At 60.0% G+C, this 12,511-nt stretch carries 10 protein-coding genes; 1 reads left to right on the top strand and 9 read right to left on the bottom strand.

The annotated features are described in order from the left end of the window. Nucleotides 1–269: 269 nt before the first annotated feature. The 3 genes from AM571_RS17005 to AM571_RS16995 all read right to left on the bottom strand — a co-directional run bounded on the left by AM571_RS17005 (nt 270) and on the right by AM571_RS16995 (nt 2,654). The gene (locus AM571_RS17005) at nt 270–785 is read right to left on the bottom strand and encodes a DUF1465 family protein (protein ID WP_074062416.1); all 516 of its coding nucleotides are present in this window, start codon (nt 783–785) and stop codon (nt 270–272) included. 375 nt (nt 786–1,160) lie between these two features. Further along, nucleotides 1,161–1,352, bottom strand: coding sequence for a DUF1192 domain-containing protein (locus AM571_RS17000; RefSeq protein WP_074062415.1), 192 nt, complete (start codon nt 1,350–1,352; stop codon nt 1,161–1,163). A 21-nt stretch (nt 1,353–1,373) separates the two neighbouring features. Then, entirely contained in the window at nt 1,374–2,654 is a 1,281-nt protein-coding gene (locus AM571_RS16995; protein ID WP_074063313.1) for an MFS transporter, read from the bottom strand. Nucleotides 2,655–2,825: 171 nt separating this feature from the next. Between AM571_RS16995 and AM571_RS36965 the strand changes: the two genes are divergently transcribed. Beyond that, nucleotides 2,826–2,990, top strand: a complete 165-nt coding sequence (locus AM571_RS36965; RefSeq protein ID WP_022715794.1) for a hypothetical protein — start codon at nt 2,826–2,828, stop codon at nt 2,988–2,990. Here the strand turns inward: AM571_RS36965 and AM571_RS16990 are convergent. The 6 genes from AM571_RS16990 to tkt all read right to left on the bottom strand — a co-directional run bounded on the left by AM571_RS16990 (nt 2,987) and on the right by tkt (nt 12,182). Then, complete coding sequence (locus tag AM571_RS16990; protein ID WP_074063312.1) at nt 2,987–3,904, bottom strand: PhzF family phenazine biosynthesis protein; 918 nt, start codon at nt 3,902–3,904, stop codon at nt 2,987–2,989. The two genes, AM571_RS36965 and AM571_RS16990, sit on opposite strands and share 4 nt — an antisense overlap. A 277-nt stretch (nt 3,905–4,181) precedes the next feature. Further along, on the bottom strand, nt 4,182–5,207 hold the full coding sequence (locus AM571_RS16985) for a class I fructose-bisphosphate aldolase (RefSeq protein WP_074062414.1): 1,026 nt from the start codon (nt 5,205–5,207) through the stop codon (nt 4,182–4,184). Between the two features lie 224 nt (nt 5,208–5,431). Further along, nucleotides 5,432–6,631 carry a phosphoglycerate kinase gene (locus AM571_RS16980; protein WP_074062413.1) on the bottom strand — a complete coding sequence of 400 codons (1,200 nt, stop codon included), beginning with the start codon at nt 6,629–6,631 and terminating at the stop codon, nt 5,432–5,434. A gap of 71 nt (nt 6,632–6,702) precedes the next feature. Next, a complete protein-coding gene (locus AM571_RS16975) occupies nt 6,703–8,565 on the bottom strand; it encodes a potassium/proton antiporter (RefSeq protein WP_074063311.1) in 1,863 nt (620 codons plus the stop codon). A gap of 575 nt (nt 8,566–9,140) precedes the next feature. Further along, nucleotides 9,141–10,151, bottom strand: coding sequence for a type I glyceraldehyde-3-phosphate dehydrogenase (gene gap, locus AM571_RS16970; RefSeq protein ID WP_074062412.1), 1,011 nt, complete (start codon nt 10,149–10,151; stop codon nt 9,141–9,143). Nucleotides 10,152–10,208: 57 nt separating this feature from the next. Beyond that, nucleotides 10,209–12,182 (bottom strand): transketolase, encoded by a 1,974-nt coding sequence (gene tkt, locus AM571_RS16965; protein WP_074062411.1) that lies wholly within the window; start codon nt 12,180–12,182, stop codon nt 10,209–10,211. Nucleotides 12,183–12,511 lie beyond the last annotated feature (329 nt).

Raw genomic sequence — 12,511 nt, 5'->3', positions numbered from 1 at the left:
TTTTCCGGGCTTTTTTAATGCTTGAGCAAGACTGATCGCGTGCTAAGGCATTCAAGCTGCAGTTCACGATCCTCTCTGGGAAAGCAGCAACCAATCGCCGCGATGCGGGCCCCGGGATTATCGAAACGGCTCTCCGTTGTCTTCCGGTTCTTTGCTACGGCATCTGCGGGCATCGCGTTTTGCTGGATGTCGCTATTCCATTGAGCATGTCACAAAAAAAACCGGCCGCGAGTGACGCAGCCGGTTTTGTCTTTGGCCTGTGCAAGCTCTCAGTTGTTGCCGAAAGCCGTTTGCAGCAGGCTCAGCTGTGCCTGGACGCTGTTCTGATTGTCCGGAACGATCGGCGCTTCATTCGGGCGATAGATTTCACGATCGAGAAGGGCAACCCGGTTCTGGAGGCGCAGCGAGCGTTCGACGAGATCGCGGAAGGCTTCCGGCAGATCAGTCCAGCCCGGAGCATTGCGGTCCACGTTGAACCCGTCGAGGCGGACCTTGTTCTTTTCGGCGAGAACCTGGTCTCGCGACATCTCGCCGTTGTTGACGGCACGCTGCAGCAGCAGCCAGGACGCCATCTGCATCAGGCGGGTCGTAAGGCGCATCGATTCGGCAGCATAGAGAACGGAGGCCATGCGCGGCAGGACCTTGGATGCGGCGCGGCCGTTGCCATCCAGATAGGCGGCAGTTTCCTCGACCAGCGACATGCCTTCCCCGTACAGCGTCTTGAACTGCGAGGATGCGGCAACGCGGCCCGCAAAACTGATGGTGTTCAAACCGAGTTCCGACATTCAAATGGTTCCTGTTGCACGCGTCTACATATGTTCAGGTAACGCCAGCCTGAAACAAAAGTTTCAGAGGCCTGTCTTCATGTCTTTAGGATGATATCTTTAGCTCAATTGCGCAAGGCGTTTCTTAAGAAAAGGTTAACTTCCACAGTTTCGTGGGAAATCGGCGCTGGCGCAAAAAGAAGAGCCGCAAAAGCGGCTCTCAAGGTAAAACAGGGAGAAAAATCAGACCAATTCGCCGCATGGAAAACTGTCTGAGATCCAGACGAAATCTGGATAAGAACAGTAATATCTCATAAAGCTTAATATTCTATTAACATTGTATCGTATTAAGACTTGCGGCAGCGTTTTCGCTTGCCTGCAGCCCTTGATCAGACGCTAGGAGCGAAAAAGGCCCTCGGCTGCGGCGCGGCCCGAAGCCTTCCTTGCAACTTCGGCCTCTATGCGGGCAATCTCCGCCTTCAGCTGTTCGACACGTTCCTTCAGCTCATCCAGGGAAAGCATGGAGAGATCGGTTCCGATTTCGTAAGCCGCCTTCTTCTTAGGCAGGTCGTCGTCAATGAAGCTCATGAGCAATCCTCCGTCCGGTTCTCAACCGTATTTTACAGCAGGATCGTCGCTTTCGGGAGGCTTGTTCGACATCGGCTCGACAAGCGACATGCTTTCGGGCGTCAGCATCTGCGAGGTGCCGGTCGGCATCGTCGTGTAAGTGTCGCGTTCGCTTGCCGGGACTGCGGCGCGAATGCGGCTGCGGATCATTGCATAAGCGGTGATGAAGACATGCGACAGTGCCGTGACGAGGAAGAGCGCGTGCGGGCTCGTCATCGCCATCACCGGGCCGCCGATCGTTGGTCCGATCACCGTGCCGATACCGTAGAGCAGCAGCAGCCCGCCGGAAACCTTTACGAAATCCTCGGCGGAGGCGTAGTCGTTCGCATGCGCTACGGCGATCGGATAGAGCGTGTTGGCAACTGCTCCGTAGAGGACGACAAGGCCGATCAGCAGCGCGGGCGAGGAGGGATGCAGCACCACGATCAGGAGGCCGGCGACCGCCGCAATTGCCGACATGGCCGCCAGAACATAGCGGCGATCGATACGATCGGAAAGGCGGCCGGCTGGAAGCTGCATCAGCGCACCGGCGAAAATGGTGGCGCTCATCATGATCGCGATGCTGGCGTCGGAAAGTCCAGCGCCTGCCCCGAAAACCGCGCCGAGCGTGCCGTAGGCACCGTTGGCGATGCCGACCATCAGGATGCCGAGGCAGGAAACGGGCGAATTGCGGTAGAGCGCAGGCAGGTCGAGCTTCACCGTCTTCAGCGGCTGCGGCGAGGCTGCGGTCGAGAGCGTCGTGGGCAGCATGGCGATGCAGTAGAAAATGCCGCAGACCATGAAGAGCAACGGCGTTCGCACATCTTCGAGCGGGATCATCATCTGGCCGCCGACGACACCCAGAAGCGTGATGCCGATATAGAGCGAGAAAATTGCACCGCGGCTTTCGTTGGTGGCGCGCTCGTTCAGCCAGCTTTCGATGATCATCGAGGTGCCGGCGGTCGAAAAGCCCGTGACGGCGCGCAGCGCAATCCACCAGATCGGATCAATGATGATGCCGCTCACAAGGGCGATGATGGCGATGATCGAGATGAAGCCGGAGAAGGCGCGCACATGACCGACGCGCCGCACCAACTTGGGGGCGACGAGGCAGCCGACGACAAAGCCCGCCGCCCAGGACGTGCCCAGCAGGCCGAGCGTGGTCGTGGCATAGCCTTCGAGGTTGCCGCGGACGGGAAGCAGGATGCCCTGCAGGCCATTGCCCATGAAGAGGAAAAGCGTTCCGAAAAGCAGCGCGGCGACGGACAGCAGATTTCTTCTCATTTCCCCATTCTCGGCAAGTTCGATTTGAAAAGTCATAAGGCAAGACGCTGCCCGTCCTGTCCCAATGGTGTTGATTATGGCTCGGAATGCCGTTACGGCATGAAGAAGTGCTGTGTTCGCGCGGAATAATGTCCGTCCTGTGACATTCTGAAATATTGGAAAAATAATGCCATGACAAAGCTCCTTGCGCTGTTGCTCGTCCTGGCCATGGTTATACAGATCATCAAGCCGCTGGGGCTGCCCGGTTTGCGGCAACGGATGGACTTCTGGAAGATCGCCCTGATTGCCTTTGCCGTTTGGGCAGTCGCGCTTCTTGGCCGCGACCTGATCGCCTAGACGGTGATCTCACCGCGCATGACCGGCACGCAATTGCCGGAAATCGTGACGTCCGTCACGACGCCATCCTGCTTGACGACATCGACTTCGATGATGCTGCGCCGGCCCATCTCGACCCCTTGCTCGATCACCACACGCCGGATCATGGTTTGCTCCGGTGCGAGTGAGACGAGATAGGCGGAGAGTGCCGCCGAAGCGCTGCCGGTCGCCGGATCTTCGGCAACGTTGTCTAACGGCGCGAACATGCGCGCGCGGATTGTCCAGGGCTCGTCCGGCGAACGGACATAGACGAAGAGCGAGAAATCGTGATTGCCTTCAGCGTTCGCCCCGGCGGCCTCCTGGAAGTGCGTGAGATTCGGTCGGCCAGCTCCAAGCGAAGCCAGGCCGTCGAGTTCTCCGACCGCAAAGGTAAGGCCGACGGAGACGAAAACCGGTTGGTGGGTCGACTTGACGATTGCGCGGACGTCGATGCCGATGCAGCGCGCAATGGTTTGTTCGCAGACCCCGGCCCCGATATCCAACGGTCGAGGCGCACGGATCGTCGCACCAGTTACTCGACCTTCACTGCGCCGAAGCGCCACCTCAACCAGGCCGGCTTTTTCTTCGAAACGCAGTGTGTCGCCGATCGGCCTGCCGAAGATCTCCTGCTGCTGGCCGAGAACATAAGCCGTGCCGACATTCGGATGGCCCGCAAAAGGCACTTCCATCGTCGGCGTGAAGATTCGCACATTCGCCGTATTGACGGGATCGGTGGGCGGCAGGACGAAGGTGGTTTCGGAATATTTGAACTCCGCTGCGATCTTCTGCATCGTCTGTGAGCTGAGATGCTCCGCACCGGTAACGACCGCAAGCGGATTTCCTTCAAAGCGGGAAGAGGTGAAAACGTCGACGGTCGAATAAGAAAGGACAGTCATTGCGGCTCCGATGCTTTGGAAGCCGCGATAATGAGTGACGTGTTTCGAAGACGAAAGGGCAATCTTGTCGCCGTGACAATGCAAGACTTGAGCTTGGCAAGCTTGCTCCCCTCCTTAATTCCCGTGTCTGGCTCAGGAATGAAGTCACGGCGCCTCTGCGCCGTGAATGGCACTTTTCATGATTTCATTTTCAGCCTTTCCCCGCATGGACGGGGCGCTCCGGGTCCCCTGAAAGCAAGAGGCAGGAGGACCCGTCGGCAAAGGCGTTAAGGTGCGGCTAGGCCGCCTTTTCGAGTTCCTGGTTCCAGCTGCCCTTGGCGGCAAGGCTGTTCATTTCGGCCCGGTGGCTGAAGGCGCGCTGGCCGGCGGCGACGTTTTCCTGTTTTCCGCCCCATGCCTTCAGTGCCGTATCCTGCAGCGCCCGGCCATAGGAGAAGGTGACCTTCCAGGGCAATTCGAATCCCGAATTGATCGCCGAAAGGTGAGCTGTCGCTTCTTCCGTCGACTGACCGCCGGAAAGGAAGGCAATTCCGGGAACTGCGGACGGAACCGTGCGCTTCAGTACCTGGACGGTGCGTTCGGCGACTTCTGCGACGGATGCCTTGCGGGCGTTCTTGCCGTCAATGACCATGTTTGGCTTCAAGATCATGCCTTCCAGGCTGACGCGCGCATCGGCAAGTTCTTCGAAGACGGTACGCAGCGTCCATTCGGTGACTTCGGCGCAGCGCTCGATATTGTGGTCGCCCGGCTTGCCGTCCATCAGGCATTCCGGCTCGACGATCGGCACGATACCGGCTTGCTGGCACAGCACGGCATAGCGGGCAAGCGCATGAGCGTTTGCTTTCATCGAACCCCAGGTCGGCAGCGAAGAAGAGATCGCGATCACGCCGCGCCACTTGGCGAAGCGGGCTCCGGCTTCGTAATATCTGGCAAGGCGGTCGGCGAGGCCGTCGAGGCCCTCCGTAATTGTCTCGCCCGGATATTTCGCCATCGGCTTGGCGCCGGTATCGACCTTGATGCCGGGAACGCTGTCTGCAGCCTTGATGATGTCGACGAAGGGCGTGCCGTCGGCCGCCTTCTGATAGAGCGTCTCTTCATAGAGGATCACGCCCGAGATGAACTTCTTCATCGCCTCTTCGGAGCGGAAGAGCATTTCGCGGTAATCGCGCCGGCTCGTCTCAGTGGATTCCAAGCCGATCGTATCGAACCGCTTTCCAATCGTACCGGTCGATTCGTCGGCGGCAAGAAGCCCACGGCCACCCGCTACCATCTTTGCTGCAATGTCTTCCAGGCGTTCGCTCATTTTTTTACTCTCTCCACGACAAGAACAATCGGCAAGCATGCATATAGGTCGCCGATAACAGAAGTTTATAGGCAGGAGAATGGAGCGCTAAGTCATTGAAACGATTGAAATGATTTCAATCGTTTGAAACTTTGGGTTTTTTCGACCCATGAGCAAAAGACCGCCAAAGCCGGAAGGCTTCAGCGGTTTATCCACATGTAAAGATTGCCGAATCAGCCGGGCGGTCACTTGCCGGAAAGAACGGCAACGCCCGGCAGGACCTTGCCTTCCATCCATTCGAGGAAGGCGCCGCCTGCGGTCGAAACATAGCTGAAGTCATCAGCGGCACCGGCATGGTTCAGTGCCGAAACAGTATCGCCGCCACCTGCGACAGAGGTGAGCTTGCCGGCCTTAGTGCGTTCGGCCGCGTATTTGGCCGTTGCCACCGTCGCCTTGTCGAAAGGCGCGATTTCGAAGGCGCCGAGCGGCCCGTTCCAGACCAAAGTCTGAGCGCGCTCGATCCAGGCCTTGACCACTTCGACCGACTTCGGACCGACGTCGAGGACCATGGCATCTTCGGGAATGGCGTTGATGTCGACGGTCTGGTTGGCGGCACCCGCCTTGAACTCGCGCGCGACAACGCCGTCTTCCGGCAGAATGATCGCGCAGCCGGCCGTGGCGGCTTCGATCATGATCTGCTTTGCGGTTTCGCCAAGGTCGTGCTCGCAGAGCGACTTGCCGACATTGGTGCCGCGGGCGGCGAGGAAGGTATTGGCCATGCCGCCGCCGATCACCAGAGCATCCACCTTCTTCACGAGGTTCATGAGCAGATCGATCTTGGTGGAAACCTTGGCGCCGCCGACGATGGCAACGACCGGGCGGGCCGGACTGCCGAGGCCCTTTTCGAGCGCCTCGAGCTCCTGCTGCATCGTGCGGCCGGCATAGGCAGGAAGCAGGTGGGCAAGGCCCTCGGTGGACGCATGGGCGCGATGGGCGGCGGAGAAAGCGTCGTTTACATAGATATCGCCATTGGCAGCGAGCGCCTTGGTGAAGTCGGCTTCGTTCTTTTCCTCGCCCTTGTGGAAGCGGGTGTTTTCAAGAAGCAGGATATCGCCATCCTTCATGCTGGCGACGGCCGAAGCAGCCGCTTCGCCGATCGAGTCCGATGCAGTGGCAACCGGCTTGCCGAGCACCTTGGAAACGTCCGGCGCGATCAGCGAGAGCGAGAGGTCCGGTGAGGGACCCTCTTTCGGGCGGCCGAAATGCGCAAGCAGAACAACCTTTGCCCCCTTCTTCGACAGTTCGAGGATCGTCGGCGCAACGCGTTCAATGCGCGTCGTGTCGGTCACCTTGCCGTCTTTGACGGGCACGTTGAGGTCGACGCGGACGAGAACACGCTTTCCGGCGATGCCGCTGAGGTCGTCGAGAGTCTTGAAAGCTGGCATGGGACTATCCGTTCGTTATTTGCCTTAGAAGGTGGCCGACCATAGCAAGGATGCCTCAAGACGCAAGGCGTTCAACCGTGGTTTTCACGCGCGTTTTCCTCACGGTCGGGCATGCCCTTGGCCGCTGCGGCTTCCGGGTTTTTTCGACCCTTGAGGCGGTCGCGGATACGCTGGACGATGTCATGCAGATTGATGAAGATCGGCAGCGTGATGGCAGGCTCGACGGCCTCGAGCGACATGCCGACCGAGGTAATATGGTCCTGGTCGTCGAGGGCCCGGACGATCAGGATGATCGAGCCGAGACGGACGCGATCGGCATAGTCGGCCTTGCCGCCAAGGCGCTGCTTCATCAGTTCGGCAATCGTCAGCCCCTTTTCGGATTCGTTCAGCAGGCCGGGGCCGTAGGCAGCATCGAGATCGGCCGCTGGGCGGGCAGGGGAGAGTGCGAAGGCACCGAAGAATTCCGCGTCGTCCGCATCCACCGGCGCGCGGCTGGCGAAAAGCCGGTCAAGCAGACGCGAATGGCTTGGCACGATGAACAGATAGACCAGATCATTCTCGCGCAGCCGCCCGGCATACTGATAACGCATCGACTTGCCGTCGCGAATGACGAGCGAAGGCGTTGCCCAGCGCGGGATGCGCTCGCCGCGAAGGATCGGACTGTCCTTGATGACGCGATAGGAAAGCAGCTCGTGGTTTGCCGCACCGGGCAGGTCGACCTCGACCTTGTCGACGGCCCCCATGCGCGGCGGAATGATGAGGCCGAGCTTCTTGGCCACCGGCTTGATCGTCCAGCCCTGAATCAGCAGCGAGACCAGCACGATGATGAAGGCGGTGTTGAAATAGATCTGCCCGTTCGGCAGCCCGCCGAGGATCGGCATGATGGCGAGCAGGATGGAAACTGCACCGCGAAGCCCGACCCAGGCGACGAAGCCGATCTCCTGCTGCGTATAGTCGTAAGGCAGGAGCGAAAGCCAGATGGCCAGCGGACGGGCAACGAAGATCAGGAACAGCGCCAGTGCAACCGCAGGCAAGATGATGGCCGGAAACTGCGAGGGCGTCGCGAGCAGGCCGAGCACTAGGAACATGATGATCTGAGCGAGCCAGGTCATGCCGTCCTGAAAGCGTTTGATCGATCCCAGCGCTGGAAGCTTGCGGTTTCCGGCATAGATGCCGGCGACATAGACAGCCAGAAAACCGCTGCCGCCGACGGCACCGGCAAAGGAAAACACCAGCATCGCAAGGCCGAGCACGAAGATCGGCGTGAGGCCGCGATCAGTGTCCAGCCGGCCGACCACCTGCGCAATCATCATGCCGCCCAGCAACCCGAGGATGACGCCAAGGCCCATTTCCTGGATGAACACCGCGAGCATGCCGATATTGATGCCGGTATAGCCTTCGCCGCTGGCTAGCAATTCGACGAGGGCAATCGTGAGGAAGATCGCCATCGGATCATTCGTGCCTGATTCCACTTCAAGCGTCGAACGCACCTTGTCACGGATGTTGATGCCACCGATGCGCAGCAGGAAGAAGACGGCCGCCGCATCCGTGGAGGCGACGATCGAGCCGAGCAGCAGGCCTTCGAGCCAGGTGAAATCCAGCAGCCACATGGCGACGACGGCAAAGAGGCCGGCGGTCATCAAGACGCCAACCGAGGCAAGCGTCAGCGAAGGTATAGCCGCGAGCTTGAAGGCCTGAAGCGGCGTGCCGAAGCCGGAATCGAAGAGAATGATGGCAAGTGCGATCGAGCCGAGGATATAGGCGAGAAAATTGTTGCTGAATTCGATGCCGAGCCCGTCTACACCGGCAATCAGGCCGATTGCCAGGAAAAGCAGCAGCAGGGGAGCGCCGAAGCGGAAGGCAAGCAGGCTCGAGAAGGCCGCAAGAAGCACAAGCGCCGTCGAAACCAGTACGACGATGTAGAATGCTTCCACGTTCAACCCCTTTCATTGCCCGCCGCAAGCCCGCCCTGGCATGCAGCTATTTTCGCCCTCCACGCTTCATTCCGCCTGCATCAGTAAACGGCAAAACAGGTCGGAAGGGTAGGCCTTGCGGCTTAACCTCGCTTGCCTGCGGCTTCATGCTGCTGAACGGCGCGCCGGACGGCTGGCCGTTGGGGATGCTACGGGAGAGATTCTCAGCGAAGAATGTATGGGTAAATCAGGCAACAGCAGGGCAAGGAGAAGACGAGTGCAATTTTTTGTTGCTTCAAGCGTCCTTAGACGCTGTCCAGTTTTTTCCGCGAAGCACTTCCGGAACCTGTACACGAGGGTTCCATCCCGCAGCGGCACCTTGACAATCGTCCTATTGACAATCGTCCGGTACGTCCAAAAGCCCATCTTGTCCTAAGTCCGCCGGTGAAATCGGCGGATGGTTGAGTGATGAGCGCGACGCCGCTCTCTCGGGCGGCCGACAGGTCGCGGCGAAGAGCCCGGTACCGGCGCTTGAGTGCCCAAACCAAAGCGGCCCGCTTTCGCAGGCCGCCTTCCTGAATCCGCTTCGCGAAAACTCAGATGAGCTTGGCAAACGCAACGGCCGTGTCGGCCATCCGGTTGGAGAAGCCCCACTCGTTGTCGTACCAGGTGAGAATTCGCACGAACGTGCCTTCCATGACCTTGGTCTGATCGATTGCGAAGATCGACGATTGGCTGTCGTGGTTGAAGTCGCGGGAAACCAGCGGCTCCTCGGTGTAGCCAAGAACGCCCTTCAGCTTGCCGTTGGCGGCAGCCTTGATGGCTTCGTTGATCTCCTGAACCGTGGTTGCCTTCTTGGCGACGAACTTGAAGTCGACGACGGAGACGTTCGGGGTCGGGACGCGGATCGACGTGCCGTCGAGTTTGCCCTTCAGTTCCGGCAGCACGAGGCCGACGGCTTTTGCCGCACCGGTCGAGGTCGGGATCATCGAGAGTGAGGCAGCGCGGGCGCGGTACAGATCCTTGTGCATCTGGTCGAGCGACGGCTGGTCGTTGGTGTAGGAGTGGATGGTCGTCATGAAGCCGTGGTCGATGCCGACGGCGTCGTTCAGCACCTTGACGACCGGAACCAGGCAGTTCGTCGTGCAGGATGCGTTGGAGATGACCATGTGCTCCTTGGTGAGCTGGTCGTGGTTCACGCCGTAGACGACGGTCAGGTCAGCACCGTCGGCAGGCGCCGAGACGATGACGCGCTTGGCGCCGGCGGTAAGGTGAGCCGCAGCCTTGTCGCGCGCGGTGAAGATGCCTGTGCATTCCATCGCGATGTCGACGCCGAGTTCCCGGTGCGGCAGCGTCGCCGGGTCCTTGATCGCCGTTACCTTGATCGGCTTGCCATTGCCGACGACGATCGTGTCGCCTTCGACCTTGACGACTGCGGTGAAGCGGCCGTGAATCGAGTCATAGCGCAGCAGGTGGGCATTGGTTTCGACGGGGCCGAGGTCGTTGATCGCGACCACCTCGATGTCGGTGCGGCCAGATTCAACGATCGCGCGAAGGACATTGCGGCCGATGCGGCCAAAGCCATTGATGGCAACCTTTACAGTCATTTGCATTCACTCCCTGGATATAGGCTTGCGGATGAGGAGCGTCGGAACGCTCCCCCTTTAGAGCTTGGCTTCTGCTGCGGCGACGACGGCTTCCGCCGTGATGCCGAAATGCTTGTAGAGTTCCTTGTATGGGCCGGAGGCGCCGAAGCTCTTCATGCCGATAAAGGTGCCCTCCGGGCCGATAAAGGCGTCCCAGCCTTCGCGGACGGCGGCTTCCACGGCGATCTTGACCGGCGACTTGCCAAGGACCGCATTGCGGTAGGCTTCCGGCTGCTCGAAGAAGAGTTCGGTGCAGGGAACGGAGACGACGCGGGTGGAAATGCCCTTGCCTTCCAGCGTGGTGCGGGCGGCAATGGCGATCTCGACTTCGGAGCCCGATGCAAAGATCGTGACTTTGGCGTCATCGGAGCCGGCGAGTGTGTAGGCGCCCTGAGCCGAGAGGTTCTTTTCGCTGTATTCCATGCGCACGGCCGAGAGGTTCTGGCGCGTGAGCGCCAGGCCGGACGGACGGTTTGGCGTCGTAATGGCGATCTGCCAGCATTCGGCGGTTTCCGTGGCATCGGCAGGGCGGAAGATCATCAGGTTCGGAACAGCGCGCAGTGCGGCGAGCTGTTCGACCGGCTGGTGCGTCGGGCCATCTTCCCCGAGGCCGATCGAGTCATGGGTCAGCACGTGGATGACGCGGATACCCATCAGCGAGGCGAGGCGGATCGGCGGGCGGCAGTAATCCGAGAAGATCAGGAAGCCGCCGCCGTAGGGGATCAGGCCGCCGTGCAGCGAGATGCCGTTCATGGCGGCCGCCATGCCGTGTTCGCGGATGCCGTAATGCATGTAGCGGCCGGAGAAGTCGGTCGGGGTAATCGACTTCATCTGGCTGGTCTTGGTGTTGTTCGAAGGCGTCAGGTCGGCGGAGCCGCCGAGCGTTTCTGGCAGGAAGCCGTTGATAACTTCGAGCGCATCTTCCGAAGCCTTGCGGGTGGCGACCGTCGGCTTTGTTTCGGCAAGCTTCTTCTTGTATTCGCTGATGGCTGCATCGAAGCCGGGCGGCAATTCGCCGGCAAAGCGGCGGGTGAACTCGGCCTTCTTTTCGGAGGCAGCAAGGCGGCCCTCCCAGGCCGTGATGGTTTCGGCAGAACGTGTGCCGGCCTTGCGCCAGGCTTCCAGAATGTCGGCCGGGACGGTGAAGGCTTCGACGTCCCAGTTCAGCGCCTCGCGGGTAGCGGCGATTTCATCTGCGCCGAGCGGGTTGCCGTGCACCTTGTGGGTGCCCTGCTTGTTGGGCGCGCCGAAGCCGATGATCGTCTTGCAGGCGATCAGTGTCGGACGGTCGGCCTTCTGCGCTGCTTCGATAGCGGCGGCAATGGCAGCCTGATCATGGCCATCGACTTCGATCGTGTTCCAGTGCACTGCCTTAAAGCGCGCGACCTGGTCGGTCGAATCCGACAGCGATACGGCGCCGTCGATGGTGATCGAATTGTTGTCCCAGAAAACGATGAGCTTGTTGAGCTTCAGGTGGCCGGCCAGCGCAATGGCTTCCTGGCTGACGCCTTCCATGAGGCAGCCGTCGCCGGCGATCACATAGGTGTAATGGTCGAGCAGGTCGGAGCCGAACTCCTCGCGCAGCTTGCGCTCGGCGATCGCCATGCCGACCGAATTTGCGATGCCCTGTCCAAGCGGGCCGGTGGTGGTTTCGATACCGGTCGCATGACCGTATTCGGGATGGCCGGCTGTCTTGTAGCCGAGCTGGCGGAAATTCTTGATGTCCTCGATGGACATGTCCGGATAGCCGGTCAAATAAAGCAGCGAATAAAGCAGCATGGAGCCATGACCGGCCGACAGCACGAAGCGGTCGCGGTTTGGCCAGTGCGGCCGCTTGGGATCGAAGTTCAGGTATTTCGTAAAGAGAACGGTGGCGACATCTGCCATGCCCATCGGCAAGCCCGGATGGCCCGAATTTGCCTTTTCGACGGCATCCATGGAGAGAAAACGGATCGCATTCGCCATCCTGTCATGTTGTGCGGGAGAGGTCATGGCTTTTCCACGGGGTTCCGGTGTCGGGAGATGGCCTCGAGCCTTGTGAAGGCCATCGATGAAAGCGGGTGAGACATAGCAGTTGGAACGGCCAAGTCAATAAATTGCAGGCCATATCCGGGCCGGGTGCGACGATTTTCGACATTTGATCGTCGGCTTGTGCAAAAGACGAATCCGCTGCTTCAGGTGGGCGTATTTCAGTCATCCACAGAATAGCGCCCGTGCGCCGGTACGGCTTTTATTGACGCGCCGTCGGCTAGCTGCATATCCTGTTGAAATCACTGGACCGGCAAGGCCTGCCGATTCGAGAGGTCTTGCGCGGGAGAACC

This window comes from Rhizobium etli 8C-3 (assembly GCF_001908375.1).
Lineage (GTDB): Bacteria > Pseudomonadota > Alphaproteobacteria > Rhizobiales > Rhizobiaceae > Rhizobium > Rhizobium etli_B.
Note: the sequence above shows the minus strand (reverse complement) of the source record. Positions and strands in the feature narration are given on the sequence as shown.

What these genes read in the sequence shown, in the direction of transcription:
- tkt (WP_074062411.1), bottom strand. Translation starts at nt 12,182, where the DNA reads ATGACCTCTCCCGCACAACATGACAGGATGGCGAATGCGATCCGTTTT.
- AM571_RS17005 (WP_074062416.1), bottom strand. Translation starts at nt 785, where the DNA reads ATGTCGGAACTCGGTTTGAACACCATCAGTTTTGCGGGCCGCGTTGCC.
- gap (WP_074062412.1), bottom strand. Translation starts at nt 10,151, where the DNA reads ATGACTGTAAAGGTTGCCATCAATGGCTTTGGCCGCATCGGCCGCAAT.
- AM571_RS17000 (WP_074062415.1), bottom strand. Translation starts at nt 1,352, where the DNA reads ATGAGCTTCATTGACGACGACCTGCCTAAGAAGAAGGCGGCTTACGAA.
- AM571_RS16995 (WP_074063313.1), bottom strand. Translation starts at nt 2,654, where the DNA reads ATGAGAAGAAATCTGCTGTCCGTCGCCGCGCTGCTTTTCGGAACGCTT.
- AM571_RS16985 (WP_074062414.1), bottom strand. Translation starts at nt 5,207, where the DNA reads ATGAGCGAACGCCTGGAAGACATTGCAGCAAAGATGGTAGCGGGTGGC.
- AM571_RS16980 (WP_074062413.1), bottom strand. Translation starts at nt 6,631, where the DNA reads ATGCCAGCTTTCAAGACTCTCGACGACCTCAGCGGCATCGCCGGAAAG.
- AM571_RS16990 (WP_074063312.1), bottom strand. Translation starts at nt 3,904, where the DNA reads ATGACTGTCCTTTCTTATTCGACCGTCGACGTTTTCACCTCTTCCCGC.
- AM571_RS36965 (WP_022715794.1), top strand. Translation starts at nt 2,826, where the DNA reads ATGACAAAGCTCCTTGCGCTGTTGCTCGTCCTGGCCATGGTTATACAG.